This is a genomic window from Streptomyces sp. LX-29, assembly GCF_029541745.1.
Lineage (GTDB): Bacteria > Actinomycetota > Actinomycetes > Streptomycetales > Streptomycetaceae > Streptomyces.
This window is the reverse complement of the sequence record NZ_CP089746.1, coordinates 7,696,915-7,723,834: the sequence shown is the minus strand read 5'-3', so window position 1 is coordinate 7,723,834 and position 26,920 is coordinate 7,696,915. Positions and strand designations below refer to the sequence as shown.

Here is a 26,920-nt window from a genome sequence, read left to right as displayed (position 1 = left end):
GAGTCAGGCACGGCCGAGCAGTCGCCTCCACAGCGGGCGCGAGCGGCCGGTGCGGGAGGCGGGACCAAGCGCGGGCCGCCCGGCAGCCTTCAACCCCGTCGCCTGTGTCGTCCCCATCGCCCCCGTCGCCGCCGCCCCCGACGGCTCCGCGATCTCCCCGGGCGGCCACGCCTCGACGCCCCCGGGAACGGCCTCGGCCGGCCCGAGGAGCGGGGCCGGACGGGCCGCGCGGGCCGTGGTCAGCGCCGCGGCGAGGCAGAGGCGGCAGGTGAGGAGCTCCACCGGGTCGTCCGCCGTGAGCACGCCTGCGGCCGCGTCGCGCGAGCCGGGGGCGTGGGCTCCGGAGGAGACCAGGGCGGGGCGGAGGCGCCGCAGCCAGGCACGCTCATGCGGGTCCTCCACGGCCTGGTCCAGCTCGTCGGGGGCCAACAGGGCAGCCCACACCGCGGCTCGCTCCCACGGGTCGTCCGTCTGCCCGATGAGCTGCTCGGCCCGGCGGCCGCGCCAGCCGCGGGCCCGCAGGTCCTCGCCGGCGGCGAGCATCGCCAGCAGCCCGGCCGGGGCGCGGCCGGTCAGCAACTCCGGCTCCCGCTCGGCGAACCGCCGCACCTCGGTCGCGAGATAGAGCCAGACGACGGCCTGGTAGCGGTTCACGTAGAAGCGGACGGGGGTGAAGCACCCGCAGCGCGCCAGCCGGCCGAATCGGCCGGGGCTGATGCCCAACAGCTCCGCACCCTGCCCTACTCCGACCGACCGCAGCCGCTCCCGCAGCCCCTCGGGGCCGCCCTCGGCCTCGGCGAGCCGGCGCAGCTCGGTGCGGTCCACGCGCCGCAGCCAGGGGGTGCCGGTGGCCACGGTGCGCACCTCACCCAGCTGTACGGCCAGCTCGAACTCGCTGGGTTTCAGACCCAGTCGCCGGGCGGCCCAGCCGGACGCGACGGTGTCCTCCGGCGGCCGGCCGGGATCCGGGGCCGGTGTCTCGGGTGGCCGCGCCGGCGCCTCCGGGCACGGCACGGGTCGCCGCCCCGGGGCCGGCGTCTGCTCCGACAGAACATGCTCGCGTACGACCATCGCTGGCCTCCCCCGCTCTGGATCCCGACGGAGCGCCACGCCTTCACGTGCCGCTACGCCCTGACCCGCGATCAATCACTGACAGTGACGAATCTAGCGGCGGCGCGGAGGCGGTGGGCGTGGCTGTGGACAGGTCCGCGCATGTGGACAACCCGCTCAGCCCTTCGGGTGATCCCCTTCCGGCCCTCGGCGGCCGACCGCGTCGCTCAGCCGACCGGCCGACCGCCGGATTCCCCGGTCCGATCGGCCGCTAGAGGTGACTGGTCGCGCTGCTCTGCCGTCGGGACTCGACGCCCAGATGCTCCCCGACTCTGTTCACCATCAGCGCCATCTCGTACGCGATCTGCCCGACGTCGCTGTCCGGCCCGCCGAGCACGCAGAGACAGCTGCCGTCTCCGGCCGCCGTCACGAACAGCACGCCCTCCTCGAACTCCACCACCGTCTGCCGCACCCGGCCGGTCCGGAAGTGCCGCCCGGACCCCTTGGCGAGGCTGTGCAGACCCGATGCGACCGCGGCGAGGTGCTCCGCGTCCTGGCGTGGTAGCGAGGAGCTGGCGGCGGTCACCAGGCCGTCGGTCGACAACACGAGGGCGTGCCGCACGTGCTCGACACGCTCGGTCAGGTCGTCCAGCAGCCAGTCGAGCCCCTTACTGAGTGCCATTCCGTGCCCTCCCCGTCCGGCGAATTCCCCGCACCTGCACCAGCCTTTCTCACTGCCGTCGTCTCGGCAACCCGACCTCGGGACTGGCGGCGCCTGTGTGAGCGGGTTGGCAGGATGGGGACATGGCGCAGAAGATGACCAAGGATCAGTGGCAGGCATTCGTCTCCGAGGGAACCCGCACCGCGAAGCTGGCGACGGTCCGGGCGGACGGGAGCCCGCACCTCGCCCCGGTGTGGTTCCTGCTCGACGGGGAGGACGTGGTCTTCAACACCGGGAAGGACACCGTCAAGGGACGCAATCTGGCACGCGACGGGCGGGTCAGCCTCTGCGTGGACGACGAGCGGCCGCCGTTCGCCTTCGTCACGCTGCGCGGGCGGGCGGAGCTGAGTGAGGACCTCGACGAACTCCGCCACTGGGCGACCCGGATCGCCGCCCGCTACATGGGCGAGGACCGGGCGGAGGAGTTCGGCGCCCGCAACGGGGTCCCCGGCGAGCTGGTCGTCCGCGTCCATGTGGACCAGGTCGTCGCGCTGTCGGGGCTCACCGACTAGCGGGGGGCTCGGCCTTCTCGCGGGCGGGCCCGTCGCCACTGCGCCGGGGCCGTTCACGGGATCGCGGGCTCGCGCGATCATGGTGTGATGACACGACAGCCCACGGCCCCGCGGCGGCGCACCGTGAACACCTCCGCCGGAGCGGTCGAACGCAACGGGATCAACCCGGTCCCCGACGCCGAGCGGCACGGCACGCCGGCGTCGCTCTTCTGGCCGTGGGCGGCCTCGAACCTCTCGCTCGCGGGCGTCGCCTTCGGCGTCTACCTGATGGGTTTGGGGCTGGGGTGGTGGCAGGCCGTCGCCGCCGGAGCGATCGGCTATGTGCTGTCGTTCGCGCTCGTCGGCCTGGTGTCGGTGGCGGGCGCGCGGACCGGGGCGCCGACCATGGCGATCAGCCGGCTCTCCTTCGGACTGCACGGCAACAAGCTGCCGACCCTCTTCAGCTACGTCTCCAACGTCGGTTGGGAGACCGTGCTGGTCACCCTCTCCTCGCTGGGTGGTGCGGCCATCCTGGCGCGCGTCGCCCCGGGTGCCTTCGCCGAGCGGGGCGGCGAGGGCTCGCCGACGACCACCGCCGTCGCGCTGTGCTTCGCGGTGACGGCCGCCGTGGTGGTCGTCGTCGGAGTGTACGGGCACGCGCTGATCATGAAGGTGCAGAAGTACCTCACCGCCGCCATAGCCGTGATGACGGTCGCGTACATGGTCCTCATGGCCGATCGCGTCGACCTGTCGACGGCGGGCGGCGCCCCGGGGGACGCCGGGGTGTTCGTCGGCGGCGTCGTCTTCGCCATGACCCTGCTCGGTCTGGGCTGGGTCAACTGCGGCGCGGACTACAGCCGCTATCTGCCGCGCGACGCCTCCGCGCGGGGCATCGCCGGCTGGACGACGCTGGGCGGCGTCCTGGCGCCGCTGGTGCTGCTGGTCTTCGGCGCGCTGCTGACCTCGGGCGATCCACGGCTGGCAGCCGCTGCCGCCGCCGACCCGGTCGGCGCCCTGGCCGCCGAGCTGCCGACCTGGTTCCTGGTGCCGTATCTGCTCACCGCCGTCGGCGGCTTCGTCTCTGGCGCGATCATGGACATCTACAGTTCGGGGATGTCGCTGCTCACGCTCGGCGTACCGATCCGGCGTCATCTGGCGGTCCTGGTCGACGGCGCGCTGATGACCCTCGGCGGCTGGTACCTGCTGTTCGTCTCGCAGAGCTTCCTCGCCACGTTTCAGGCGTTCCTGTCCATCGTCGGGGTGACGATGGCGGCCTGGGTGGCGGTGTTCCTGGTCGAGCAGTGGCGTCGCCGCGCGGCGGGGTACGACCTCACCGCGGTCCGGCCCGTGGGATGGCCCGCCGTGGTCTCGCTCGCCGCGGCCACCGCCCTCGGGCTGGGACTGATCACCTCCGCCGATCCACACCTCGCACGAGGCGTGGGGTTCCTGCTCACCGAGAGCGCCGCGCGGGGCACGCTCGGCGCGATGAACATCGGCGTGGTCGTGGCGCTGCTCGTCGCGGGCGCGCTCTACGCCGCGCTGTCGACCCTGGACGGTCGCCGACGGGGCGCCGCCGCCTCCACCACCTCCGAAGGAGCCCTGTGAGCCACGACCACCACGAGGTGCGGGAGTTCTTCACCGCGCGGGCGGCCGACTGGGACGCGCGCTTCCCCGATGACGAGCCGGCCTATGCCGCCGCCGTCGCCGACCTGGAGCTGCGCACCGGAGACACGGTCCTCGACGCGGGCTGCGGCACCGGCCGCGCCCTGCCCGCGCTGCGCGCCGCCGTGGGCCCGGAGGGGCGGGTCCTCGGTGCCGACCTCACACCGGCGATGCTGGAGGCGGCGGTCCGCGCGGGGCGCCACCGCGCGGCACCGCTCACGGTCGCCGACGTGACGCGGCTGCCGCTGCGCGACGGAACGCTCGACGCGGTGTTCGCCGCCGGGCTGCTGTCCCATCTGCCCGACCCGGAGGCGGGGCTGCGTGAGCTGGCGCGGGTGGTGCGGCCCGGCGGGCGGCTGGCGCTGTTCCATCCCGTCGGGAGGGCGGCGCTCGCCGCCCGGAAGGGTCGCCGGCTCACCCCTGACGACCTGCGCGCCGAGCCCAACCTCCGCCCGGTGCTGACGCGCTCCGGCTGGCGGCTGAGCTCCTACGAGGACGTGGACGCGCGCTTCCTGGCCCTGGCCGAGCGTCCCAGCTGACCCCGCCTCGAACGCCGCCGCTCGGCCCCTACGCATGGGCCCGGCCCGCGCACGCATCCGTCTACCCGCGTCGGCCTCCAGCCGCCCAGGCAGGCCACCTCCCGCACCCGGCCCGCCCACACGTCCCGTCCGCCCCCCCGTCCGCCCCCAGCCGCTCACGCGGGCCGCCTCCCGCGCCCGGTCTGCCCCGCGTCGGCCCCATCCCCCGCCGTCCGGCCCACGCCCTCGTCCCGTCGGGCCTGCCCCTCGTCGCGGCCCGCCGGCGGCGTGCGGGCCCTCGGCCTCGGCCTCGGGTGGACCGTGCGCCTCGGTCGGACGCGCCCCCGGTGGCCCCGGGCCCGTCGACGGCAGGGACAACGACGCGCGCTCGGAGGACACTTGACGCTACGGCACTTCCAGCGGCTCATGGAGGGGATGGTCGACGTGGCAGGAAAGCTCCGCGGAATGGGCACGCTGATCGACGAGGTGTGGCGGGTCCTCTGGCGGCCCCGGACCGTGCCGTCCCGGACCCGCGCCGCGCGGCCCGCCGGCGCGCCGCCGACGGCGGCTCCCCGGCCGGAGGCACCGCGGTCCGCGACCCCCCGCCCCGCCGCCCCACAGCCGGCGCCGGCACGCCGCGCGGTGCCCCGCCCCGTCGGCAGGGCCGCCGGACCGCGCCCGGCCCGCCATCGGCCCAACCTCTTCGAGGCGGCGGCCACCCACGTCGCCGCGTGCGCGGAGGCGGACGAGCAGCGCAGCGCGGAGGCGGCCGAGTGGGTGTCGCCGGAGGCGCTGGCGTTCGGCGTGCACGAACTGGCCTGCCGGGCGGTGATAGCGCTCGCGCGGGAGCGCGACGAGTCGCCGCAGGAGGTGGCGCGGTCCCTCCTGGGTCTGCCCTCTGCCTGAGTGTTCGGCCCGGCGCGTGTTCCACGACGGCTTCGCGCGACCTCTCGACGCCGTGGCTACCGGCTGGTTAAGGTGCGCCGGACAACCGGTCGGCCGGACGTGGTCGGTCGATGCACCGGAGGTGGCCGAGGGCGTCATGCCGCTCGGAACCGGTCGATCGCCCCGTACGCCCGGTCGCCCCGACGCCGGGGCGCGCCCGCCCGTCACGGTGGCCGCGTCGATCGAGCCGTGTCCGGCCCGGACGCCGTACACGAGCTGGAGGAGGAGGCCGCCGTGCCCACGACGGACGAGCTCACCGAGGAGGCGGGGGACGGCGCGCTGTACGTCCTGACCGCTGTCCTCCTGACGCCCGCGCGGTTTCCCAGCGTGCTCGGGGACGACTACCCGGAGGTCTGCGGGGCCTTGGGGCTGGATCCGTGCGACGCCGGGTACGGGCTGGTCCTGGGCCAGGACGAGGAGGGCGCGCGCTGGACGGTGGTCACCGACGACGTCTCGCTCGTCGCCTGTGCGATCGCCGCCTGGGACTGCGGCATGGAGTACGACCTGTCCCCCGACGAACGCTCCGTCGTCGCCTCGCTCCCCGGGTGGCCGCTGGCGGTCGCCGTGGCCGTGCCCGGCATCCCGGCTCCGCACGACCCGCGGCCCGATCCGGAGCTCGACCCGGAGGCCGCGGACGGAGCCGCGCCGGGGCGGCTGCCGCTCGCGCCGCCGGACGCCGACGGGTGGGGTCCCGCGCAGCGTCGGCTGGGGGCGGACGAGATCGCGCTCCAGTGGGCGACCTGGCGGGAGCAGATCGGCGATGAGGTGACCTTCGTGCCGGCGGGCGAGAAGCCGCACGCGGGGGTGCGCCGCGTCCTGGAGGAGGCCCGTGCCTACCTGGAATCGCCCCCGCCGCCCGGCCGGATCCGCTCGGCCTTCGCCTCGGGCGACGCGCGCACGCTCCGGGCCGACGGGCCGGGCTGGAGCCTCGTGGCCCGTACCGACGACATCGCGTTCGTCCTCCTGGACGAGGCTCCGGGCGAGGTGTTGCCGGTCGGCCGGGGCCCCGAACTGCCGGCCCTGCTGAACGCCCTGGACCGGTTGGCCGTTCGCCCGCACTGAGAACGCCTCCCACCCGCCGGAGGGGGACCGGCCACTCTCCCCGCCTCGCGCCGGGCACCTTCCGCCGCCCGGAGAAGCCCGCCCCCGCCCATCCGAAATCGGCATCGCGCGCAGTGGCCATGGAACCGAGGCTCATCGTCGCGGACGCCGGCGAAGCCTCCCCCGACAGCGGCCGACCCACGCGGGCCCCGGCCGCTCGGCGTACCGCGCGGCGGCGGGCCGTGCGGCGGCGGGCCGCGCCCTCAGCGTCCGATCTCCTTGTGGAAGGACCCGCGCAGCCTGCGTCGCTGCTCCGGGTCGAGCAGGAGGAAGCCCACCACGGGCACCCCGACGATGATCAGTGCCGCCGCCCACAGCGGCAGCAGCCAGAGCAGGATCACGGCCACCGCGACCGCCCCGGTGGCGGCCTTCGCACCCTTGGACATCTTCCGCCTCCTTCACGGCGACACGCCGCGCTCACGCCGCGCCGGCCACCGTCTTCCCACGGTGCGCCCTCGGCGCCCGGCGACACGAGGTCGACGCATCCAGTCTCCACCCGAGTGACGCGGATCACGCCGGAGGCACGTCCGGAGGCCCACCTGGCGGTGTACCCTCGGCGATTCCGAACTCGGCTAGTCAAATTTGAGGAATGCGTCATCGCTGTGACATCGCCCTTCGCGGCAACGCCCTCCCTGATCACCGAACTCATCCGCTGTCACACCGTCTTCCTGCCCGGTGACCCGGCGCGCGCCGGACGCGTCGCCTTCTGGACGCCGAGCGACCCGCCCTCCGCCGACGCGCCCGCCCCGGGGTCCGAGCCCGACCGCGTCGAGGAGCTGACCGTCGTCGTCATGGACGGCGCGGAGATCCGCCCCCGGACCGTGCGGGCCCTGGTGCTGTCGGCGGGCGAGGCGCTGCCCGTGCTCACTCGGGCGCGTGCCGCCGGCGGCCATCCGGCCGCCGCCTTCTGGGGGGCCGCGTCGGTGCTGGCTCTCCAACTCGCCGCCCGTGGTCGCCTGCTGCCCGGACTCAGCGCCGGCGACCACGACGCGTGGCGCGCAGGCCCGCTCTCCGCCGACGACCTGCGGCGAGTGCGCGAGCTGGCCGCCGCGATGCCGCCGGAGGCGCACGCCGTACCGCTGGCCGGCACCGAACCGCCGCTGCTGCCGGAGCCCGAGCGGCTGCTTCGCGCCTTCCTGGACGCGGTGGCGGACGGCCTCCCGCGCTCGCCCGCCGCGGCCCTCGCCGCGGGCGGCCCTGCCTTCGCCGCCGCCGAGCCGCGGCGGCTGCCCGAGCAGCGCTCCTGGGCCGCGGACATCGCCGCGGGCCACGACGCCGGCGTGCGGCTGTCGCTGCGCGTCGAGGCGTACGGGCCGACGGTGGACGCGACCGTGGAGGACACGGCGGACGACGCCACGCGCGGGCCCGACTTCCGCGTCGTCCTCCAACTGCACAGCCTCACCGACCCCGCGCTCGTCGCCGACGCGGCCGACGTCTGGGCCGGCACCTCGCCCGTGGCCGCCGCGCTGGGCCCACGCGCCCGGATGGACGCGCTGCTCACCCTGCGCCGGGCCGCGCACGCCTGGCCGCCGCTGACCCCGCTGCTCTCCGCGGCCGTACCCGACGCCGTCGAACTGGCCGACGAGGAGGTGGCGGAGCTGCTCGGCTCCGCCACCCGCGCGCTGGCCGCCGCCGGTGTGCGGGTGCACTGGCCCAAGGAGCTGGCGCGCGGGCTCACCGCCCGCGCGGTCGTGGGCCCGGACGGCGGGGACCACTCCGAAAGGGACGACCGCGCGGAGGGGCGGGAACGGTTCGACGGGGACGGATCCGGCCTGCCCTCGTTCCTCTCCGCCGACGCGCTGCTCCGCTTCGACTGGCGCTTCGCCGTCGGCGACACGGAGCTCACCCGCGCGGAGCTGGACCGGCTCGCCGAGGCCAGCCGTCCCGTGGTGCGGCTGCGCGACCAGTGGGTGGTCATCGACCCGGAGGCGCTCCGCGCGGCCCGCGACCGGCAGGACCGCAAGCTCACCCCCGTGGAGGCGCTCGGCGCCGCGCTCACCGGACGTACCGAGGCCCCCGACGGCACCACCGTGGAGGTCGAGGCCACCGGCTGGCTGGCCCGGCTCCGCGACGCGATCGCCACCCCCGAGGGTCCCGAGGGCACCGGCCGCGAGCCGGTGCGGCAGCCCGCCGCGCTCGCCGCGACGCTGCGCGACTACCAACTGCGCGGCCTGGACTGGCTGAGCAGGATGACCTCGCTCGGCCTCGGCTGCTGTCTCGCCGACGACATGGGCCTGGGCAAGACCATCACCCTGATCTCCCTCCATCTGCACCGCCAGACCTCCCCCGACACCGCCGGCCCCACGCTCGTCGTCTGCCCGGCGTCGCTGATGGGCAACTGGCAGCGGGAGATCGGGAAGTTCGCGCCCGGCACCCCGGTACGCCGCTTCCACGGCTCCGCGCGGAGCCTGGAGGGCCTGGCCGACGGGGAGTTCGTGCTCACGACGTACGGCACCATGCGGCTGGACGCGCGACGGCTCGCGGCGGCCGGGCCCTGGGGCATGGTGGTGGCGGACGAGGCGCAGCACGTCAAGAACCCGTTCTCGGCGACGGCCAAGCAGCTGCGCACCATAGGGGCGAAGGCGCGGGTGGCGCTCTCCGGCACCCCGGTGGAGAACAACCTCACCGAGCTGTGGGCGATCCTCGACTGGACCACCCCCGGACTGCTGGGGACGCTCGGCGCCTTCCGCAGGCGCTACGCCCAGCCCATCGAGGGCGGTGCCGGGCAGGGCGGCGGGCGGGCCGCCGACCCGGCGGCCGCCGAGCGTCTCGCGCGGCTGGTGCGGCCCTTCCTGCTGCGCCGCCGCAAGTCCGATCCGGGCATCGCCCCGGAGCTGCCCGAGAAGACGGAGACGGACCGCGCGGTGGCGCTCACCACGGAGCAGGCCGCGTTGTACGAGGCGGTGGTGCGCGAGATCCTCGCCGAGATCTCCGGAGCCGACGCCTTCGAGCGCCGCGGGCTCATCGTCAAACTGCTCACCGGACTGAAGCAGATCTGCAACCACCCGGCGCAGTTCCTCAAGGAGGACGAGCCCAGGATCCCCGGGCGCTCCGGGAAGCTGGAGCTGCTCGACGAGCTGCTCGACACCATCCTGGCCGAGGGCGCCGGTGTGCTGGTCTTCACGCAGTACGTGCGGATGGCCCGACTGCTGGAGCGGCACCTGGCGGCGCGCGGCGTGCCGACGCTGCTCCTGCACGGTGGCACGCCGGTGGCACAGCGGGACGAGATGGTCCGCCGCTTCCAGGACGGCGAGGTCCCGGTCTTCCTGCTGTCCCTGAAGGCCGCGGGCACCGGTCTGAACCTCACCCGCGCGGAGCACGTGGTGCACTACGACCGTTGGTGGAACCCGGCCGTGGAGGCGCAGGCCACCGACCGCGCGTACCGCATCGGGCAGACCCGGCCGGTGCAGGTCCACCGGCTGATCGCGGAGGGCACGGTCGAGGACCGGATCGCGGCGATGCTGGAGCGCAAGCGGGAGCTGGCGGAGGCGGTGCTGGGCACCGGCGAGGCGGCGCTGACCGAACTGACCGACGCCGAGCTGGCGGAACTGGTGGAGTTGAGGGGGAACGACCGATGACCGAGGCGTACCGGACACGGCGCGGGGAGAGCCCCGCCGAGCGCACCTTCGCCGCGCTGCCGCCCGCGCGGGGCCGCGGTTTCGCCACCACCTGGTGGGGCCGGGCCTGGCTCAAGGCCCTGGAGGACACGGCGCTCGACGGTGATCAGCTCAGGCGCGGGCGGGTCCAGGCGCGGGCGGGGGCGGTGGGTGCCGTCTCGGTGCGGCCGGGCCGCATCACCAGCGTGGTCCGCGACCGCGACGGCACGCAGCAGCGCTCCGACGTGCTCCTGCGGGAGTTCGACGAGGCGGAGTGGGACCGGCTGTTGGCGGTGGTCGCGGACCGCGCGGGGAACATCGCCGCGCTGCTCGACCGCGAGATGCCGCCGCACCTGGCCGAGGACGCGGCCGCGGCCGGCGTCGAGCTGCTGCCCGGCATCGGCGACCTGGAGCCGGAGTGCGGCTGTGCGGAGTGGGACCACTGCCCGCACACCGCCGCGCTCTGCTACCAGGTGGCGCGGTTGCTGGACCAGGACCCGTTCGTGCTGCTGTTGGTGCGCGGCCGCACCGAGCGGGAGGTGCTGGACGAGCTCCAGGAGCGCAGTGCCGCGCGGGCGGCCGCCGCCGTACGGGAGTCCGCCCCCGACGAGCCCGCGGCCGATCCGGCCGACGGGGTGACGCCGACCGACCGTCAGGCGGCCGGTGGCACGGCCGCGGAGGGCATATCGGCCGCGGAGGCCTTCGCCGGCCGCGCCCTCGTGGCGCCGCTGCCGGATCCCCCGCCCACCGTGGCGGAGCCCGGGGTTCCGCCCGCCCTCGGCGGCGGCACGGACCCGGCCCCGGGGCTCGACCCCGGCGCGCTGGAGTTCCTGGCGGCGGACGCGGCCGTACGGGCGCGCCGGCTGCTGGCCGAGGCACTGGCGCCGGAGCACGCGACCGCGCCGTTCCCCGCGGGGCTCTCCGTCTGGCAGGACGCGGTACGGCTGGCGGCCGACGCCGGCGCGCCGAACCCGGACACCGCGCGGATCCGCGCCCGGCTCGCCGAGGGCTGCGGCCGTGACCGCGGGGCCTTGGAGCGCGCGGTGCGTGCCTGGCAGCACGGCGGCGTGGCCGGGTTGGCGGTGCTGGAGGAGGACTGGGCGCCCGACGCCGAGGCGCTCGCCCGCGCCCGCGCGGAGCTCGCCGCCGCCTGGGAGGACCAGGAGGACGGCGAGGACGAGGGCGACCCGGCCGGACAGGGCGGGCGGAGCGGGGCGGACGCACCGGGCGGGCTGCCCCGGCTGCGCGCGTCCGGCAACCGGTGGACCGCGGTCGGCGCGAACGTCCAGCTGCGCTACGGACGGGACGGACGCTGGTGGCCGTACCGCAAGGAGCGCGGGCAGTGGTGGCCCGCCGGGCCGTGCGCGGAGGATCCGGCGGCCGCGCTCGCCGGGCTCCTCACGGACTGACACCCGCTTGGAGGTCGTCCTCCGCGGGCGCGCGGAGGACGACCGGCGGGAGACTGGAGGCCCCGCGCCGGGCACCGCCGCACGGCCGCCGCAGGGACGGTGGCGCCGTGGCCGGTCCCGCCCGGCCGGCTCCGACGCCCGCGCGGGCCACGGCGGCCCGCGCGGGTCGCCCAGACCGCACAGAGGGAGAGTCCGGTGGCCACAGCCATGCAGGTGTCCGAGGGGCCGCTCGTCGTCGGCGTGGACAGCTCCACCCAGTCCACCAAGGCGGTGGTCGTCGACGCCTCGACGGGCGAGGTCGTCGCGCGGGGCCGGGCCCCGCACACCGTCGGCGGCGGGGCCGACGGTCGGGGCAGGGAGAGCGACCCCCGCGGGTGGTGGCGGGCGCTGTGCGCGGCCCTGGAGGAGTGCGGGCCCGAGGCCCGGCAGGCCGCGGCGGTGTCCGTCGCCGGGCAGCAACACGGCCTGGTGACGCTCGACTCCGCCGGGAACCCGGTGCGGCCCGCGCTGTTGTGGAACGACGTGCGCTCCGCGCCGCAGCGCGACCGGCTGCTGGCCGAGCTCGGCGGACCCGCGGTCTGGGCCGAGCGCACCGGCAGCGTCCCGGCGCCGTCCTTCACGGTGACGAAGTGGGCGTGGCTGCGGGAGCACGAGCCCGAGGCCGTCCGCGCGACCGCCGCCGTACGGCTGCCGCACGACTACCTCACCGAGCGCCTGACGGGCGAGGCGACCACGGACCGGGGCGACGCGTCGGGCACCGGCTGGTGGTCGGCGGCGGACGAGGCGTACGACGACCGGGTGCTCGAGCATGTCGGGCTCTCCCCCGCGCTGTTGCCGCGCGTCCGCCGGCACGGCGAGGCGGCCGGAACCGTGCGGAACCAGCCGGACCTGCCGCTGCCCGGCGGGGCGCTGGTGGCGATCGGCACCGGCGACAACATGGCCGCGGCCCTGGGGCTCGGGCTGCGCCCCGGTCAGCCGGTGCTCAGTCTGGGCACCTCCGGGACGGTCTTCACCGTGTCCGCGCGGCGCCCCGCCGATCCGACCGGGGTGGTCGCGGGCTTCGCCGACGCCCGCGAGGCGTGGCTCCCGTTGGCCTGCACCCTGAACTGCGCGCCCGCCGTCGACCGGTTCGCGGCGCTGCTCGGCCGCGAGCGCGAGGCGGTGGAGCCGGGCGGCTCGGTGGTCGCGCTGCCCTTTCTCGACGGCGAACGCACCCCCGACCTGCCGCGGGCCTCCGGCCTCCTGCACGGGCTGCGCCATGACACGACACCCGGCCAGGTGCTCCAGGCCGCCTACGACGGTGCCGTCCACGCGCTGCTGACCGCCCTCGACCGGGTGCTGGAGGTGGCCGGCCCCCGGGAGGGTGCGGAGGACGCCGCGCTGTTGCTGATCGGCGGTGGGGCACGGGGTACGGCCTGGCGGGACACCGTGCGCCGGCTCAGCGGCCGCCCCCTCCGGGTGCCGCGGGTCGCGGAGCCGGTGGCGCTGGGCGCGGCCACACAGGCCGCGGGGCTGCTGCTGGGTGAGGACCCGGCGGCCGTCGCCCGTCGCTGGGGCACCGCCGACGGCCCCGAGTACGAGGCGGTCGCGCGGGACGACGCGGCCCTGGAGCGCATCGGCTCGGTGCTGGCCGATGCCGACACCCTGCTGCGCCGCGGGTGACCCCTCGGGGGACGCGGCCTCGCGCGGGGGCCGGGCGCGCCCGCGCGGTCCCACGCGACCGCGCGCCCGACGGCATCTCAGAAGGCGCTCTCGGAGCGCGGTTCAGAGGCTGCGGAAAGCGGCTCAGAACACGCCCGTGGGAAGCGGCACAGACAGGCCGTGGAAAGCGGCTCAGAACGCGCCCGTGGCAAGCGGCAGAGAACGAGCCGTGGAAAGCGGCTCAGAACGCGCAGTGCATCACGTGCAGCCCCACATACCCCTCGGTCGGGTGCCGGAAGGCTCCGGGGACCGTGCCGACCACCTCGAAGCCCAGGGTGCGGTAGAGCCCCACCGCGCGGGTGTTCGTCGCGGCGACGGCGTTGAACTGCATGCCACGGTAGCCGGCGGCGCGCGCCCAGCGCAGCGCCTCCTCGCACAGGGCGCGGCCGACCCCGCGTCCCTGGTGCGCGGGGTCGACCATGAAGCTGGCGCTGGAGACGTGGGCGCCGGGTCCCATCTGATTGGGATTCATCTTGGCCGTGCCGAGCACGGTTCCCGCCTCGTCGACGGCGACGACCGTGCGGCCGGGCGCCTTCAGCATCCACATGTCACGGGCCAACGGCTCGTCGAGATCGACCGGATAGGTGAAGGTCTCGCCCGCGGCGCAGATCCGCTGCAGAAAGGGCCAGATGGCGGGCCAGTGGTCGGCCGTCGCGTCCTTGATCAACATAGCGGCCAGCATGGCGCACCGGGTGCCGCGACGCCAGCCACGTACGATGCGGATATGTCCGATCAGCGCATGATGCGAAGAAAGTTCTCCAGGCCGGCCAGATCATCCGTGTTGATGTGATCGACGTCAGCCGCCAGCAGCTCGCGCCACACCGCCTCACGCTCCGGGCCCGGCAGGTCCGGTGTGGCCCAGAACCGGACGCGCCGCCCCTCGGTGTGCGCGGCGCCGATGATGCGCCGCAGCCGCTCCCGCTGCGCCGGGGGCATCTCGCCCACCCCCCACCAGGTGAAGAGCGAGTTCCAGTTGGCGCTGATCAGCGGGGCGAAGGAGGCCGGGACGCCGCTGCCCAGGTCGTCCGGTCGGCCGTCGTAGAAGGCGTGCCGGATCCGCTCGGCCTCCATGGGGACCCGCGCGCCGCGGTCGCCGGAGACGACGGCGGTGACCGCGCGGCGGCGCACCCGGCCGCCGGCGGCGACGCTCAGCAGGGGCGCGTAGCGGCGCAGTCGTCGGGACAGCGCGCGGTAGGTGGGGTCGCCCGCGCTCTTGATGTCGATGAGCAGTTGCAGGGTGACGTCGTGGCCCCGGAAGACGCGACCGCCGTTGGCCCGGACGCGCCGCGCCAACGGGTCGAGGTAGAGGGCCTCGAGGGTGCGCTCGGGGTCGAGGTCGACCTCGTCGTGGGCGACCAGCAGTTCGCCGTCGACCAGCCAGATGTCGGCCTCCACGCTGGTGAAGCCGTGCGAGAGCGCGTCATCGAGCGGGTGGGGGTGCTCGTAGTCGTTGTGCGCATGGGCTCTGCGCAGCGGCGCGCGGCGGTCGCGCCCGGTCGGGGGTTCCGCCGCCAGGGCGGGCGCGGCCGCACCGCCCGCGAGGGCGGCTCCGAGCGTGACGACGAAGGCGCGGCGCGTACGGCGGACCATGGGGGCCTCCCGGTTCTCGTCCCGGCCCACGGCCGGGGGTGCACGCGGCTGTGCACGGCGGACGCCAGTGAGTATCGGGGGCGGGGCGCGCGATGGGCAGAGGGGGATGAAGAGTTCCGAGGGTGCTCCCCCGGGGTTTCCCCGGCGTTCCGTTCACCCCCGTACGCCGTGGAGAAGTCCCTTGCGCGGTGCGACAGTTGGCCACCATCGAGGGCCGCCCGGGCCATCGGGACCGAGGGGGGACGATGACACGCCACAGACGACTGAGACGGCTGCGGAGGACGGTGGCGGCGGGCACCGCCTGGGTGGCGCTGGTCGGCGGCGGGCTGGCCGGAGCGACTCCCGCGCGGGGCGCGCCGAACGGACTGCGCCAGCTGACGGAGACCACGCTGGCGCCGGGCGTCGACTACCGGCGGTTCGCGGTGTCGACGCCCCACGGCACGGCCTACGGCCATCTGCTCACCGTCGACCTGCGTACCGCGCGGACCGCGTCGGGCCTGCTGTACCCGGACGCGGTCGGGGCCCGGGCGCCGGTGACCCGGCTGGCCGACGCGCGCGGCGCGGTGGCCGCCGTCAACGGCGACTTCTTCAACATCACCGAGGTCCAGCACCCGGGCGTGGAGGCCACCGGAGCGCCGGTGGGCCCGGCCGTGGCCGGCGGGCGGGTGCTGAAGGGGGCGGTTCCCAGGGGACAGCGGTTCGGGCCCGCGCTGCCGCCCGGGGCGTCCGTCCGAGACGTCATCGGGGTGGGCACGGACCGCAGGGCCCGGGTGGACCGGCTGTCGCTGCGGGGCACGGTGCGCACCCCGCGCGGCGAGCTGCGACTGCGCGGGCTGAACCAGTACGCGGTGGCGGTGGACGGCGTCGGCGCGTTCACCTCCGCCTGGGGCACCACCTCGCGGGTGCGGGCGACCTGCGGCACGGACACCGACCGGTCAGCCCCGTGCAGCACCGAGACCCGGGAGGTGACGGTGCGCCGCGGACGGGTGACGGCGGTGGCCCGCACCCCGGGCAAGGGGGCGATCGCGTCGGACACGGTGGTGCTGGTGGGCCGCGAGGCAGGGGCGCGGGCGCTGCGCGGGCTGCGGGTGGGCGACCCGGTACGGACGACGTACACCCTGAAGGGCACTCAGCGGACGCCGTTCGACTTCGCTGTCGGCGGCTATCCCATCGCTCGTGACGGTCGACCCCTGGAGGGGCTGGACGCCGTCACCACCGCGGTGCGCACCGGCGCGGGCGTCGGCAGGGGCGGGCGGCTCCTCCATCTGCTGGCGCTGGACGGCAGGGCGGAGTACCGCTCCGGGCTGACGATCGCGGAGCTGGCCGAGGTCATGCTGGAGCTCGGCGCGCGGGACGTGGTGAACCTCGACGGCGGCGGTTCCTCGACGCTGGTGACACGGGCCCCCGGCGGCACCCGCACAAAAGTGCGGAACCATCCCTCGGGCGGCTCGGAGCGCCCCGTGCCCAATGGCATCGGCGTATTCACCCGCTCTTAACCAAACCTGATCATGCCACCCGTCCGAGTGACTGCGCGGACACAATGGGCGCTGCTAGCTTCGGGGGCGCTCCAGTGCAATTTTAGATGTAGATCCCAAAAGGGTGGGTGGGCTTTCTCCATGACGACTTCGGCGGAATCCCGGTCCGGCGCCGAAAACATGACGCAGCCGCGGTTGAGCCTGGGCACGGCCGCGGCGCGGAACCTGGCCACGACGACGAAGACCGTGCCGCAGATGCAGGGCATCACCTCGCGGTGGCTGCTGCGGCTGCTGCCCTGGGTGGAGGTCTCCAGCGGCACGTACCGGGTCAACCGACGGCTGACGCACACGCTCGGCGACGGGCGGGTGGAGTTCGTCGCCACCGGGGCCGAGGTCCGGGTCATCCCGGTGGAGCTGCGCGAGTTGCCGCTGCTGCGCGGGTTCGAGGACACCGAGGTGCTGACCGCGCTCGCGGACCGCTTCCGGCAGCGCGAACTCGCCCCCGGCGAGGTGCTGGTGGCGGCCGGGGAGCCGGCCGACGAGGTGGTCCTGATCGCCCACGGCAAGATCGAGAAGCTGGGCGTGGGCGAGTACGACGAGCCCACCGTGCTCGGCTCGCTCGCCGACGGCGACTACCTCGGCGACCAGGAGTTGGCCGCGACCGACGCCGGCACCTGGCGGTTCACCGCGCGCGCCGCCACCTCCGCGACCGTGCTGACGCTGACGCGGGAGGAGTTCCTGGCGCTCCAGGCCCGCGCGGAGGGACTGCGGGCACACGTCGAGGCGTATCGGAACGCGCCGACACCCTCGCAGAACCAGCACGGCGAGGCCGATATCGCCATCGCCTCCGGGCACGTCGGCGAGCCCTCCCTCGACGGCGTCTTCGCCGACTACGAGACCTCGCCGCGGGAGTACGAGCTGAGCGTGGCGCAGACCGTGCTGCGGGTGCACACCCGGGTCGCCGACCTCTACAACGACCCGATGAACCAGCTCGAACAGCAGCTGCGGCTGACCGTCGAGGCGCTGCGCGAGCGCCAGGAACACGAGATGGTCAACAGCCGGAGCTTCGGCCTGTTGCACAACGCGGACCTGAAGCAGCGGATCCACACCCGCAGCGGGCCGCCCACCCCCGACGACCTGGACGAGCTGTTGGCCACGGTCTGGAAGGAGCCGGGGCTGATCCTGGCTCACCCGCGCGCCATCGCCGCCATCGGTCGGGAGTGCAACAGGCGCGGTCTGGCGCCGCAGAGCGCCGACGTGGGCGGCCACGCGGTGCCGGCCTGGCGCGGCGTCCCGATCTTTCCGTGCAACAAGATCCCGGTCAGCCCGAGCGGGGTCAGCTCGATTCTCGCCATGCGCACCGGCGAGGAGCGCCAGGGCGTCGTCGGACTGCACCAGACCGGGATTCCGGACGAATACGAGCCGGGGTTGACGGTGCGTTTCATGGGGATCAGCGACAAGGCCATTATCTCGTATCTGGTCAGCGCCTACTACTCCGCCGCCGTGCTCGTCCCCGACGCCCTCGGAATTCTCGAGAACGTCGAAGTCGGGAACTGACGGGAGCCGCAGTCCGCTCTTTCCTCGCGCTTTTCAAGGACTCACCTCCGCTTCGTACCGCACAGAGCTTCGTACCGCACAGAAATGGGTGAAGACCTCTTATGACGACGTCCGTGGAGCCCGCCGGCGAGCCGCAGCTGAGCCTCGGTACCTCGGCAGCGCGCAATCTCGCCACAACGACCAAGTCCGCTCCGCAGATGCAGGGCATCTCCTCCCGGTGGCTGCTGCGGGTGCTGCCCTGGGTGCAGGTCTCGGCCGGTACGTACCGGGTGAACCGCCGGTTGACCTACACGGTCGGGGACGGGCGGGTGGAGTTCATCACCACCGGCCCGGACGTCCGGGTCATCCCGCCGGAGCTGGCCGAACTCCCGCTGCTGCGGGGCTTCGAGGACCACGGTGTGCTGGAGGACCTCGCCGACCGGTTCATCCAGCGCCAGTACGCGCCGGGCGATGTGCTCGCCGAGGCCGGACGACCGGCCAACGAGGTGCTCCTGATCGCCCACGGCAAGGTCGACAAGCTCAGCCCCGGGGAGTACGACGAGGCGCACTCGCTGGGCGTGCTCGCGGACGGGGACTACGTCGGGGACGAGTCGCTGACCGGGCCGGAGCGGGTGTGGGAGTACACCGTCAAGGCCGTCACCCGCACCACCGTGCTGGCGCTGTCCCGGGATGCCTTCCAGGAGCTGGCCGACCGCTCCGGGGTGCTGCGCTCCCACATCGAGGGCGTGGAGCGACGACCGGAGCCGCCGCGGAACCGGCGCGGCGAGGCCGACATCACCATCACCTCCGGCCATGCCGGAGAGCCGCTGCTGCCCGGCACCTTCGTGGACTACGAACTGGCCCCCCGGGAGTACGAGCTGAGTGTGGCGCAGACCGTACTGCGGGTCCACACCCGCGTCACCGACCTCTACAACGACCCCATGAGCCAGCTGCAACAGCAGCTGCGGCTGACCATCGAGGCGCTACGGGAGCGCCAGGAGCACGAGATGGTCAACAACACCGAGTTCGGGCTGCTGCACAACGCCGACCTCAAGCAGCGCGTCTACACCCGCAGCGGCCCGCCCACCCCCGACGACCTCGACGAGCTGCTGGCCCGGCGCCGCAAGACGCGCTTCCTCCTGGCGCACCCCCGCGCGATCGCCGCCTTCGGCCGGGAGTGCAACAAGCGGGGCGTCTACCCGCAGGGGATGGACTTCATGGGGGCGTCGGTGCGGGCCTGGCGCGGCGTTCCGCTGCTGCCCTGCAACAAGATCCCGATCAGCGAGACCGGCACCAGCTCCATCCTGGCGATGCGCACCGGCGAGGAGGACCAGGGCGTGGTCGGGCTGCACCAGACCGGCATCCCGGACGAGGTCGAGCCGAGTCTGAACGTGCGCTTCATGGGCATCAGCGAGCGGGCGGTGACGTCCTATCTGGTCTCCGCCTACTACTCGGCGGCGATCCTGGTGCCGGACGCGCTCGGTGTGCTGGAGGGGGTCGAGATCGGCCGCTGAGCGGCGTCGCTCAGGGCCGTACGCTGCTCACCACGTCCGCCGTGGCGGCCAGGCCCTCGGAGATGGTCGGCGCCAGGCTGCTGCTGGCGAGGTAGAAGCCGAGCAGCACGCAGACGATGGCGTGCGAGACGCGCAGGCCACCGCTGCGCAGGAAGACCACCGCGAGGACCAGCAGCAGCAGGACCACGGAGATGGAAATGGCCATGGCGGGCCTCCTCGGCGGCGACGGTGGGTGGGATCCATGGGTAAGGATCAGCCGCCAGTGTCGCTCACGGAGGGCCCGCCACAGCGGCAGGCGGGCTACTCCGGACGGGTGCAGATCGCCGGTTCGATACCGACGGCCCGCGCGGGCCGGGGCGGCTCGCCCGCGCCGCCGGCGTCACTCTCCCTCGTCAGAGACCGGGGACCGACCTCTCGGACCTCTCGGACCTCTCGTACGGAAGCCCGCCGCAGGTGGTCGCGCGCGGTGGCGAGGGCCGCGCCGGCGGTACGGGTGCCGGTCGAGACACACAGCGTGTAGACGACATCGGCCGTCCTCTGCCGCACCTGGGGGCTGTGCGGCAGGTCCTGCAGTGCCTCGTACCGCTCGATGAGCTCGCGGAGCACGGTGGGGTGGGCCATCAGCATGGGGGGCTCCCTTCGCCGCGGGCCGTGCGCGGGGCGGGCGGACTGCACGCCACCCCGCTGGGCGTTCTCTCCACGAAACTCCCGAACCCGCCGGACGGCAACCGGTGGCCGTCGGCGTCGCTGCGGTGTGCGACCGGGGCGCAGCAGTCGGTCACATGGCGGTGGGCAGCACCCGGTCCACCGGGCCGGTCGACCGTGCCGCTCCGGTCAGCCGGCGAGGGGCCGCGAGCACCAGCGCGTGGTCCGCGTGGGCGCGGCGCAGCGCCTGCAGCGCGGGAACCGCCGTCAGCAGGTCGCCGAGCCCCAGGGCGCGCAGCACCAGGATGCGGGGACGGGTCTCTGGGCGACTCCCGCCGCCTCGACCGGTCACCGGCCGGCCCCGACGTACGGGCCGGCCTTGGCGCACGGGCCGGTGCCGCCGGACCCGGCATACGGGCTGGCCTTGGCGTACGGGCCGGAGCGGCCGGTCCCGGCACCGAGGGCCGTGCGGCCAGCCCCCGCGTACGGGCTGGCCTTGGCGTACGGGCCGGGGCGGCGGGTTCCGGCGTACGGGGCGGTGCCGCCGGTCCTGGCGTACGGGCCGGATCCGGCGTATGGGCCGGTGCGGCCGGGCTCGCTCACGGAGGTGCGGCCGCGTGGTGGCCGCCGACGGGAGCCCGGCATGGGAACCGCTCCTTCGACGATGCTCCGGTGGATCGCCGTGCATACCGGCAAATCGGGATGAATTCTTCCCGTAGACCCGGGAAATCGCAGGGCGGAGTCCCGCCGGTGCGTCGGAGTGACCTGCTCCACAACCCGGCCTCCGCGGTGGTCCTGTGGTCAACCTCACCGGGCTCCGCCTCTCCCTTGCGGGCCAAGGGCTCCACGGGCTCCCGGGCGCCTCCCGCGACGGATCCGGACGCCACCGCGCCGCCGATTCTGTGAGGATGTGGGCTGCTGACGGGAGTGCCTCGGCAGTGCGGGCCCTCCGCGCAGCACCGACCGAACTCGGCACCTGCCCGGCGTCCGCCGGTGACCAGGTCGCGCCGACTCCGCTGTCCGAGCCTGCCGGGCTCTCCACGAAGTTCTCGACGTCCCCACTGCCACTCCTGACGGGCACCGCCGTACGCGGCCGTCCCATCGCCCTCGCACCCGCCGCCGCACAGGCCCGGGCAGGAAGGAGAACCGTCGCACCATGCCGGTGGAACTCACCTCGGTCATAGCGGCCACCACCCGGTGGCTGCTACGCGCCTACCCACCCGTCGGCGGCCCGTTGAGCGCGGCCCTCGCCGAGGCCCAGGCCCGTCAGGCGGTGACGGTCGCCGCCTGGTTGCGCTATCCGACCTCGCTGGACGTCGGTCTGGTGTCCCTGTTGGGCCCGGGCGGGTCGCATCGGCTGGACGGGCTGGTGGGCGGGCACCCGACGCCCGAGTCCGCGGAGGAGGCGTGGCGCTCCTGGGTGGACGAGGCCGTGGCGAGCTGGGCCGCCTGTCTGCTCACCGAGCCCACGCTGGCCGACGCGGCGGTCGTCGCCGCGGCGGGCAGCGAGCACGACTCGGTGACCGCCGTGGCGTTCCGCCGGCTGACGGCCCCCGACGAGGGGGACCAGGCCGCCGCCGGTCTGCTGCGCCACCCCGACCTGCTCGACCAGGTCTCCCGGCTGTACCGGGACGAGCTGGTGGACCGGCTCGACACGGGGCTGGCCGGCGTCTCGCGGCCCTGACGGGCGGGCGCGTCGGCGAGCCCGGCCGGCGGGCACAAGTCCGGTGTCCGGGTGTCGTCTCCTCCGGCCTCCCGGCGGTGTCCCGAGCCTGTCGTGGACCGGACGCCGGTCGGCGGCCGCCGGCACGCCGGAACCTCGCATGGTGGGTGGGGAGCACCGCGTGGTGAACCGGGGCGCCGCGCGGTGGGTCCGACCGGCACGCGAAAAGCCGCACGGTGGACCGGCCCAGCACCCGACAAAGCCACGCCGAGGCCATGCCGGGGAACGGCTGGCACCTTCGAACCACCGCGCGGTGGACCAGTCGGCACGCGAAACGCCGCGCCGTGGGCCGGCCGGCGGCGCGAACGGCGGCCCGGGGACCGGCCCCGGGACGCCGGAGGGTCAGGGGCGGCGCCAGGAGTCGTCGGGCAGATGCGAACCGGCCATGGGCCCCATGCGCAGCATCCCGCCGTCGACGGCCCATGAGGCGCCGGTGACGTAACCGGCCCGCTCCCCCGCCAGGAAGCCGATCACCGCGGCCACCTCCCGGGCGTCACCCGGCCTGCCCAACGGCACACCGGGACGGTGGACGGTCGTCACGTCGACGTCCTCCTGACCGGTCATCGGGGTGGCGATCTCGCCCGGGGCCACCGCGTTCACCAGAATCCGGTGTCCGGCGAGTTCGAGCGCCATCACCTGGGTGAGCAGCCCCAGACCGCCCTTGGCCGCGCAGTACGGCGCGGCGCCGACGCGCGGCTGGTGCTCGTGGACGCTGGTGACGTTGATGATGCGCCCGCCGTCGCCCTGCCGGATCATGCGACGGGCGGCACGCTGTCCGCACAGGAACGGGCCGAAAAGGTCGACGTCGAGGACCTCCCGCACCGTGTCGGGGTCGAGGTCGAGGAAGGCGGTGGCCGTCCCCGTGCCGGCGTTGTTGACGAGGACGTCGATCCGGCCCAGCCGGTCGGCGAGCCGGTCGATCGCGGCGGTGTCCTCCGGCAGCCGGGTGAGGTCCATCCGCTCCAGCTCGCAGCGCCGGCCCAGGGCCCGCACCTCCGCGGCGGTCCGCTCCGCGCCGGGGTGGTCGCTGTGCCAGGTGACGCCGATGTCCATGCCCTGGTCGGCGAGCGTGACGGCCGTGGCCCGGCCGATTCCGGAGTCGGCCCCCGTCACCACGGCCACGGGGTGCGCCGCACGGGTACCCGTCGTCATCGGGCCTCTCCTTCCCTGGCGGTGAGGTCGTGGGCCACGGCCGTCCGGGCGCGGCACGCCCGGACAGCCGGGCGTGCCGGTCCCGGGGCCCGACGGGCGGGCTCCGGGACGCGGACGCCCCTCGGTTCAGGAGCCGAAGATCTCTTCCTGGACCTGGGCGGGGCTGTCGAAGCGGTCCCGCTTCGCGTCGTGGAGCTTCTTGACGATCTGTTGATCGGCTCCGTTCTTCTTGGCCAGCTGCTCCAGCTCGCGCTTGTCGCTGGGGTAGTGGGCTCCCCTGAGGGCCTTCTGCACCTGGCTGGGGTCGGTGGCGGCCATGCTTCGCTCCTTTGCGCTCGATTTCCCTTGTCTGGCTCGGGTTTTCCTTGTCTGCTTCGCCGTTTGTCGTTTGCCTTCTGGTTTCCCGTTTCCCATGTCTCGTGGACGATCCCGGCCACGAGGTCTGGAGGGCGACGGCACATACGGCGTGCCGCGCGGTGTGCCGGCCGCCTCATCCGTGGCGCAGCAGTGTCCCGACACCGTCGCGCAACGCCAGCGTGTCCTGGGGCACCACGGTCAGTTGGGCGCCCGTGCCCACGGTGGACCACAGCAGGGCGTCTCCCGCGTCCTCCTCCCGGATGGTGGAGGACCCGAACGCCTCCAGCTCGCCGGGCGCCGAGGCGATCTGCGCCGGCTCGGTGCCGACGAAGAGAGGCGAGGGGAGCCGCGGGGGGTCGTTGAGCAGCACGGTGTCGGCCTGGCCGCGCTGCAGGGCGGTGACCACGGCGCCCATGCCCTCCGAGGTGTCCGGGCGCCGTGCCCGCTGCGCCTGGTAGCGCTCCAGCCGCTCGTGGTCGGACTCCCTCAGACGGCCGGTGAGCAGCTCGCTCAGTTCCTGTTCCAGCAGGGCGCGCCCGCTCTCGGGCGGAGACGGCGTCGGGTCCGTGGCGGCGACGCTCCGGACGACGCGCCGGCCGTGGGGCACCCGTGCGGAAAGGCGGTTGACCAGCGCTCCCTGAAGCCGCTCGTTGCCCGGATCGGCCCCGACCACGATCGCCTCCGCGTCCGCCTGGCCGGCCAGCTCCGCCAGGTGCCGGACGATGCCCGGCAGCTCCAGCCGCCAGTCCTCGACCGCGACCCGGAGGAGGTCCGACGGGCCCGGGAGGGCCCGGCTCATCGGCCAGCGTCCGCTCTCCACCTCCACGACCACCTCTTCCGTCCCGTCGGCGTCCGGGGGCACCAGCCGTTCGAGCACGATGGCCGTGTAGGGGATGTCGGGCGCGTACTGCACGGCCACGGGCAGGGCGTGCGGCAGCGGTCCGAAGCGCGCCACGTCGCGCGGCGGGGGCTCCGGCAACTCCTCGACCAGCACCAGCCGTCCACGCGTCGCGAACAGCGCCTGACCGTGCCGTCCCGCCACCTCGCGGTCGGCGCCTGCCGCGTCCGCCAGGGCGTCGACGGTCGCCGCGTCCGCGCCACCGGCCACCAGCTCGTCGCGCAGGTGCCGCCACCGCAGGGCGATCGCCTTGTCCGGGTCGTCGATGTCCCGCGAGGTGTCCAGATACACGCTGGCCCAGGGACCGGGCTGCTCGTAGAGCCGATCGAGGAAGGACAGCTGCACGGAAACCTCCCCGTCCCTGACCACCACGGCCCGTCCTCTCCAGCCCGCCGAAGCGAGCCGTCGAAGAGGCCGTCGAAGGCGCCTCCGCTCCCGGCGCCGGCGCCCCTCCTTCCACGCTCGCACGTCCTTCGGACCCGCGCACGACGAAGGCCGCTCCGGTCCCGGCACCCCACGGCGACCGCTGTCTCCGGGGGTCTTCGACGCCGCGTGCGGGGGCCGGCGCGGCGGGCGGCGGACTGCGTCCGGCCGCCCGCCGGTGGGGCGTTACGAGCGGGTCAGCGCAGCGTCATGACGAGCGCGATGCCAGTGGCCAGGAAGGACACGCTGATCAGCACCCCGGCGCAGAGCGACTTCAGCCGGCCTTGCAGCGCCTCGTAGCGGGCCGCGTACTCGCGTCCCAGGTCCTCGCGTCGCTGCGCGAGCTCACGCAGCAGGGTGCGGGAGAGCTCCAGGCGTGCCTTCGCGAAGCGGCGCACGACCTCCTCGTGCTGCGCGGCGGTGAGCCAGGGCATGCCCCGGGCGAACGCCTCGGCTTCCTTTCGCGCGTTGCCGATCTCGCCCTGGCAGTACACATACGTCTCCAGCTGGGCGAGTCCCCTCGGCGCGTCGGCCGCCGCCTCCCGCCGCCGCGTCTGGCGCGCCCGGCGCGTCCGGCGCGTCACTTCCCCCGCTCCTCGTCTCCCAGCGGCGGCGCCAGGCCCTTCCCGGGTTCGACGACGTCTCGGTAGGAGACGTTCTCCAAGCGCTCCAGGGCGGCCACGTCCGGGTGGTGCAGGTCGAAGGCGGGTGACTCGCTGCGGATCCGGGGCAGGGTGAGGAAGTTGTGCCTGGGGGGTGGGCAGGAGGTGGCCCACTCCAGTGAGCGGCCGTAGCCCCACGGGTCGTCGACCTCGACCTTCTTGCCGTACTTGGCGGTCTTCCAGAGGTTGTAGAGGAACGGAAGGGTGGACAGGCCGAGGAGGAAGGAACCGATGGTGGACAGGGAGTTGAGGGTGGTGAACCCGTCGACGGCAAGGTAGTCGGCATAGCGGCGGGGCATTCCCTCCGCGCCGAGCCAGTGCTGGACCAGGAACGTGGTGTGGAAGCCGATGAACAGGGTCCAGAAATGCATCTTCCCCAGCCTTTCGTCCAGCATCTTGCCCGTCATCTTGGGCCACCAGAAATAGAAGCCCGCGAAGGTGGCGAAGACGACGGTCCCGAAGACCACGTAGTGGAAGTGGGCGACGACGAAATAGCTGTCCGTGACCTCGAAGTCCATGGGCGGCGAGGCGAGGATGATTCCCGTCAGACCGCCGAAGAGGAAGGTGACCAGGAATCCCACCGACCAGAGCATGGGCGTCTCGAAGGAGAGCGACCCAGACCACATGGTTCCGACCCAGTTGAAGAACTTGACTCCGGTGGGCACGGCGATCAGGAACGTCATGAAGGAGAAGAACGGGAGGAGCACGGCACCGGTGGCGAACATGTGGTGCGCCCATACGGTGACCGAGAGCCCGGCGATGGCGATGGTGGCACCCACCAGGCCCGCGTATCCGAAGATCGGCTTCCTGGAGAACGCAGGAAAGATCTCGGTGACGATGCCGAAGAACGGCAACGCGATGATGTAGACCTCCGGATGGCCGAAGAACCAGAACAGGTGCTGCCACAGCAGGGCCCCGCCATTTTCGGGGGCGAAGACCAGCGATCCGAACTTGCGGTCGGATTCCAGCACGAGCAGCGCGGCGGCCAGGATCGGAAAGGCGAGCAGCACCAGGATCGACGTCAGCAGGATGTTCCAGGTGAAGATGGACATCCGGAACATCGTCATTCCGGGGGCGCGCATGCACACGATGGTGGCGATGAAGTTGACCGACCCGAGGATCGTGCCGAAACCCGCGAGCGCCAACCCCATGATCCACATGTCGGCGCCGATCCCGGGTGTGCGTACCTCGCCGCTGAGCGGCGTATAGGCGGTCCATCCGAAGTCCGGGCCGCCGTCCGGGGTCACCAGTCCACCGAGGGCGATCAGCCCGCCGAAGAGGAACAGCCAGTACGACAGCATGTTCAGCCGGGGGAACGCCACATCGGGGGATCCGATCTGCAGGGGCATGACCGCGTTGGCGAACCCCGCGAAGGTGGGCGTGGCGAACAGCAGAAGCATGACCGTGCCGTGCATGGTGAATGCCTGGTTGAACTGCTCATTGGAGATGATCTGCACACCGGGCCGCGCCAGCTCGGCCCGCATCAGCAACGCGAGAACTCCACCGAAGAGAAAGAAGATGAATGAGGTGATCAGATAGAGGTGACCGATTTTCTTGTGGTCGGTGGTCGTCACCCAATCGACGATGATCGCTCCCATGCCGGGCCGCTCCCGAACAGGGGCCGCCGTGTGTTCCGCGGTCGTCGACATGAGTTCTCTGCCTTCCTGTGGGTCGAACACCCCATCGCGTCACCCGAGGACATCGGGATGCGGTTTCCCTTCATGATGACGGCATGTCCTCGCGGCGTGGAT

General features: G+C 74.0%; 25 protein-coding genes and 1 pseudogene. 12 read left to right on the top strand and 14 right to left on the bottom strand.

Annotated elements, in window-relative coordinates; translation table 11 throughout:
- Window positions 1-3: 3 nt before the first annotated feature.
- Both LRS74_RS31875 and LRS74_RS31870 read right to left on the bottom strand, forming a co-directional pair.
- Window positions 4-1,071, bottom strand: coding sequence for a DUF6397 family protein (locus LRS74_RS31875; RefSeq protein WP_277744261.1), 1,068 nt, complete (start codon window positions 1,069-1,071; stop codon window positions 4-6).
- Between the two features lie 250 nt (window positions 1,072-1,321).
- The gene (locus tag LRS74_RS31870) at window positions 1,322-1,732 is read right to left on the bottom strand and encodes a roadblock/LC7 domain-containing protein (protein ID WP_277744260.1); all 411 of its coding nucleotides are present in this window, start codon (window positions 1,730-1,732) and stop codon (window positions 1,322-1,324) included.
- A 122-nt stretch (window positions 1,733-1,854) separates the two neighbouring features.
- Between LRS74_RS31870 and LRS74_RS31865 the strand changes: the two genes are divergently transcribed.
- From LRS74_RS31865 to LRS74_RS31845, 5 genes are all read left to right on the top strand, one after another.
- Entirely contained in the window at window positions 1,855-2,283 is a 429-nt protein-coding gene (locus tag LRS74_RS31865) for a PPOX class F420-dependent oxidoreductase (RefSeq protein WP_277744259.1), read from the top strand.
- Window positions 2,284-2,370: 87 nt separating this feature from the next.
- The gene (locus LRS74_RS31860) at window positions 2,371-3,867 is read left to right on the top strand and encodes a cytosine permease (RefSeq protein WP_277744258.1); all 1,497 of its coding nucleotides are present in this window, start codon (window positions 2,371-2,373) and stop codon (window positions 3,865-3,867) included.
- On the top strand, window positions 3,864-4,463 hold the full coding sequence (locus tag LRS74_RS31855) for a methyltransferase domain-containing protein (RefSeq protein WP_277744257.1): 600 nt from the start codon (window positions 3,864-3,866) through the stop codon (window positions 4,461-4,463). The genes LRS74_RS31860 and LRS74_RS31855 overlap by 4 nt, the downstream gene beginning before the upstream one ends.
- Before the next feature lie 621 nt (window positions 4,464-5,084).
- Window positions 5,085-5,348: a hypothetical protein gene (locus LRS74_RS31850; protein ID WP_277745026.1), complete on the top strand. Its 264-nt coding sequence runs from the start codon at window positions 5,085-5,087 to the stop codon at window positions 5,346-5,348.
- A 273-nt stretch (window positions 5,349-5,621) separates the two neighbouring features.
- Window positions 5,622-6,449 carry a hypothetical protein gene (locus LRS74_RS31845; RefSeq protein WP_277745025.1) on the top strand — a complete coding sequence of 276 codons (828 nt, stop codon included), beginning with the start codon at window positions 5,622-5,624 and terminating at the stop codon, window positions 6,447-6,449.
- Window positions 6,450-6,691: 242 nt separating this feature from the next.
- On the opposite strand, the gene LRS74_RS31840 is transcribed toward LRS74_RS31845, so the two are convergent.
- Window positions 6,692-6,874 carry a hypothetical protein gene (locus tag LRS74_RS31840; RefSeq protein WP_277744256.1) on the bottom strand — a complete coding sequence of 61 codons (183 nt, stop codon included), beginning with the start codon at window positions 6,872-6,874 and terminating at the stop codon, window positions 6,692-6,694.
- A 216-nt stretch (window positions 6,875-7,090) separates the two neighbouring features.
- Between LRS74_RS31840 and LRS74_RS31835 the strand changes: the two genes are divergently transcribed.
- From LRS74_RS31835 to xylB, 3 genes are all read left to right on the top strand, one after another.
- Window positions 7,091-10,066 carry a DEAD/DEAH box helicase gene (locus tag LRS74_RS31835; protein ID WP_277744255.1) on the top strand — a complete coding sequence of 992 codons (2,976 nt, stop codon included), beginning with the start codon at window positions 7,091-7,093 and terminating at the stop codon, window positions 10,064-10,066.
- Complete coding sequence (locus tag LRS74_RS31830) at window positions 10,063-11,493, top strand: SWF or SNF family helicase (protein WP_277744254.1); 1,431 nt, start codon at window positions 10,063-10,065, stop codon at window positions 11,491-11,493. Before LRS74_RS31835 ends, LRS74_RS31830 begins: the two co-directional genes overlap by 4 nt.
- 207 nt (window positions 11,494-11,700) lie before the next feature.
- On the top strand, window positions 11,701-13,155 hold the full coding sequence (gene xylB / locus LRS74_RS31825; RefSeq protein ID WP_277745024.1) for a xylulokinase: 1,455 nt from the start codon (window positions 11,701-11,703) through the stop codon (window positions 13,153-13,155).
- A 220-nt stretch (window positions 13,156-13,375) separates the two neighbouring features.
- Here the strand turns inward: xylB and LRS74_RS31820 are convergent, their stop codons facing one another.
- The gene (locus LRS74_RS31820) at window positions 13,376-13,864 is read right to left on the bottom strand and encodes a GNAT family N-acetyltransferase (RefSeq protein WP_277744253.1); all 489 of its coding nucleotides are present in this window, start codon (window positions 13,862-13,864) and stop codon (window positions 13,376-13,378) included.
- Window positions 13,865-13,926: 62 nt separating this feature from the next.
- Window positions 13,927-14,784, bottom strand: a complete 858-nt coding sequence (locus tag LRS74_RS31815; RefSeq protein WP_277744252.1) for a phosphatidylinositol-specific phospholipase C/glycerophosphodiester phosphodiesterase family protein — start codon at window positions 14,782-14,784, stop codon at window positions 13,927-13,929.
- Window positions 14,785-15,029: 245 nt separating this feature from the next.
- Between LRS74_RS31815 and LRS74_RS31810 the strand changes: the two genes are divergently transcribed.
- From LRS74_RS31810 to LRS74_RS31800, 3 genes are all read left to right on the top strand, one after another.
- Complete coding sequence (locus tag LRS74_RS31810) at window positions 15,030-16,280, top strand: phosphodiester glycosidase family protein (RefSeq protein ID WP_277744251.1); 1,251 nt, start codon at window positions 15,030-15,032, stop codon at window positions 16,278-16,280.
- A gap of 120 nt (window positions 16,281-16,400) precedes the next feature.
- Window positions 16,401-17,816 carry a family 2B encapsulin nanocompartment shell protein gene (locus LRS74_RS31805; RefSeq protein WP_277744250.1) on the top strand — a complete coding sequence of 472 codons (1,416 nt, stop codon included), beginning with the start codon at window positions 16,401-16,403 and terminating at the stop codon, window positions 17,814-17,816.
- A gap of 101 nt (window positions 17,817-17,917) precedes the next feature.
- Complete coding sequence (locus LRS74_RS31800; protein WP_277744249.1) at window positions 17,918-19,309, top strand: family 2B encapsulin nanocompartment shell protein; 1,392 nt, start codon at window positions 17,918-17,920, stop codon at window positions 19,307-19,309.
- A 10-nt stretch (window positions 19,310-19,319) separates the two neighbouring features.
- Here LRS74_RS31800 and LRS74_RS31795 read toward each other — a convergent pair whose 3' ends face one another.
- The 4 genes and pseudogenes from LRS74_RS31795 to LRS74_RS31780 all read right to left on the bottom strand — a co-directional run bounded on the left by LRS74_RS31795 (window position 19,320) and on the right by LRS74_RS31780 (window position 20,599).
- Window positions 19,320-19,514, bottom strand: coding sequence for a hypothetical protein (locus tag LRS74_RS31795; protein WP_144386043.1), 195 nt, complete (start codon window positions 19,512-19,514; stop codon window positions 19,320-19,322).
- A 245-nt stretch (window positions 19,515-19,759) separates the two neighbouring features.
- Window positions 19,760-19,936 (bottom strand): annotated as a pseudogene (locus tag LRS74_RS33705) (DUF5133 domain-containing protein); the annotation flags it as partial.
- Between the two features lie 151 nt (window positions 19,937-20,087).
- Window positions 20,088-20,306 (bottom strand): hypothetical protein, encoded by a 219-nt coding sequence (locus tag LRS74_RS31785; RefSeq protein ID WP_347178179.1) that lies wholly within the window; start codon window positions 20,304-20,306, stop codon window positions 20,088-20,090.
- Window positions 20,303-20,599: a hypothetical protein gene (locus LRS74_RS31780; RefSeq protein WP_277744247.1), complete on the bottom strand. Its 297-nt coding sequence runs from the start codon at window positions 20,597-20,599 to the stop codon at window positions 20,303-20,305. Before LRS74_RS31780 ends, LRS74_RS31785 begins: the two co-directional genes overlap by 4 nt.
- A 511-nt stretch (window positions 20,600-21,110) precedes the next feature.
- Between LRS74_RS31780 and LRS74_RS31775 the strand changes: the two genes are divergently transcribed.
- On the top strand, window positions 21,111-21,638 hold the full coding sequence (locus tag LRS74_RS31775; RefSeq protein ID WP_277744246.1) for a hypothetical protein: 528 nt from the start codon (window positions 21,111-21,113) through the stop codon (window positions 21,636-21,638).
- 381 nt (window positions 21,639-22,019) lie between these two features.
- On the opposite strand, the gene LRS74_RS31770 is transcribed toward LRS74_RS31775, so the two are convergent.
- From LRS74_RS31770 to ctaD, 5 genes are all read right to left on the bottom strand, one after another.
- Window positions 22,020-22,829, bottom strand: a complete 810-nt coding sequence (locus LRS74_RS31770; RefSeq protein ID WP_277744245.1) for an SDR family oxidoreductase — start codon at window positions 22,827-22,829, stop codon at window positions 22,020-22,022.
- 126 nt (window positions 22,830-22,955) lie between these two features.
- A complete protein-coding gene (locus tag LRS74_RS31765; RefSeq protein ID WP_277744244.1) occupies window positions 22,956-23,147 on the bottom strand; it encodes a DUF2795 domain-containing protein in 192 nt (63 codons plus the stop codon).
- A 172-nt stretch (window positions 23,148-23,319) separates the two neighbouring features.
- Window positions 23,320-24,429 (bottom strand): hypothetical protein, encoded by a 1,110-nt coding sequence (locus LRS74_RS31760; protein WP_277744243.1) that lies wholly within the window; start codon window positions 24,427-24,429, stop codon window positions 23,320-23,322.
- Window positions 24,430-24,704: 275 nt separating this feature from the next.
- Entirely contained in the window at window positions 24,705-25,091 is a 387-nt protein-coding gene (locus LRS74_RS31755; RefSeq protein WP_277744242.1) for a hypothetical protein, read from the bottom strand.
- A complete protein-coding gene (gene ctaD / locus LRS74_RS31750; RefSeq protein WP_277744241.1) occupies window positions 25,088-26,818 on the bottom strand; it encodes a cytochrome c oxidase subunit I in 1,731 nt (576 codons plus the stop codon). The genes LRS74_RS31755 and ctaD overlap by 4 nt, the downstream gene beginning before the upstream one ends.
- Window positions 26,819-26,920: the final 102 nt, after the last annotated feature.

Coding starts and splice junctions, on each gene's coding strand:
- LRS74_RS31830 (WP_277744254.1), top strand. CDS start 10,063: ATGACCGAGGCGTACCGGACACGGCGCGGGGAGAGCCCCGCCGAGCGC.
- LRS74_RS31820 (WP_277744253.1), bottom strand. CDS start 13,864: ATGTTGATCAAGGACGCGACGGCCGACCACTGGCCCGCCATCTGGCCC.
- LRS74_RS31815 (WP_277744252.1), bottom strand. CDS start 14,784: ATGGTCCGCCGTACGCGCCGCGCCTTCGTCGTCACGCTCGGAGCCGCC.
- ctaD (WP_277744241.1), bottom strand. CDS start 26,818: ATGTCGACGACCGCGGAACACACGGCGGCCCCTGTTCGGGAGCGGCCC.
- LRS74_RS31865 (WP_277744259.1), top strand. CDS start 1,855: ATGGCGCAGAAGATGACCAAGGATCAGTGGCAGGCATTCGTCTCCGAG.
- LRS74_RS31805 (WP_277744250.1), top strand. CDS start 16,401: ATGACGACTTCGGCGGAATCCCGGTCCGGCGCCGAAAACATGACGCAG.
- LRS74_RS31765 (WP_277744244.1), bottom strand. CDS start 23,147: ATGGCCGCCACCGACCCCAGCCAGGTGCAGAAGGCCCTCAGGGGAGCC.
- LRS74_RS31795 (WP_144386043.1), bottom strand. CDS start 19,514: ATGGCCATTTCCATCTCCGTGGTCCTGCTGCTGCTGGTCCTCGCGGTG.
- LRS74_RS31860 (WP_277744258.1), top strand. CDS start 2,371: ATGACACGACAGCCCACGGCCCCGCGGCGGCGCACCGTGAACACCTCC.
- LRS74_RS31840 (WP_277744256.1), bottom strand. CDS start 6,874: ATGTCCAAGGGTGCGAAGGCCGCCACCGGGGCGGTCGCGGTGGCCGTG.
- LRS74_RS31780 (WP_277744247.1), bottom strand. CDS start 20,599: ATGCCGGGCTCCCGTCGGCGGCCACCACGCGGCCGCACCTCCGTGAGC.
- LRS74_RS31800 (WP_277744249.1), top strand. CDS start 17,918: ATGACGACGTCCGTGGAGCCCGCCGGCGAGCCGCAGCTGAGCCTCGGT.
- LRS74_RS31870 (WP_277744260.1), bottom strand. CDS start 1,732: ATGGCACTCAGTAAGGGGCTCGACTGGCTGCTGGACGACCTGACCGAG.
- LRS74_RS31775 (WP_277744246.1), top strand. CDS start 21,111: ATGCCGGTGGAACTCACCTCGGTCATAGCGGCCACCACCCGGTGGCTG.
- LRS74_RS31770 (WP_277744245.1), bottom strand. CDS start 22,829: ATGACGACGGGTACCCGTGCGGCGCACCCCGTGGCCGTGGTGACGGGG.
- LRS74_RS31810 (WP_277744251.1), top strand. CDS start 15,030: ATGACACGCCACAGACGACTGAGACGGCTGCGGAGGACGGTGGCGGCG.
- LRS74_RS31875 (WP_277744261.1), bottom strand. CDS start 1,071: ATGGTCGTACGCGAGCATGTTCTGTCGGAGCAGACGCCGGCCCCGGGG.
- xylB (WP_277745024.1), top strand. CDS start 11,701: ATGCAGGTGTCCGAGGGGCCGCTCGTCGTCGGCGTGGACAGCTCCACC.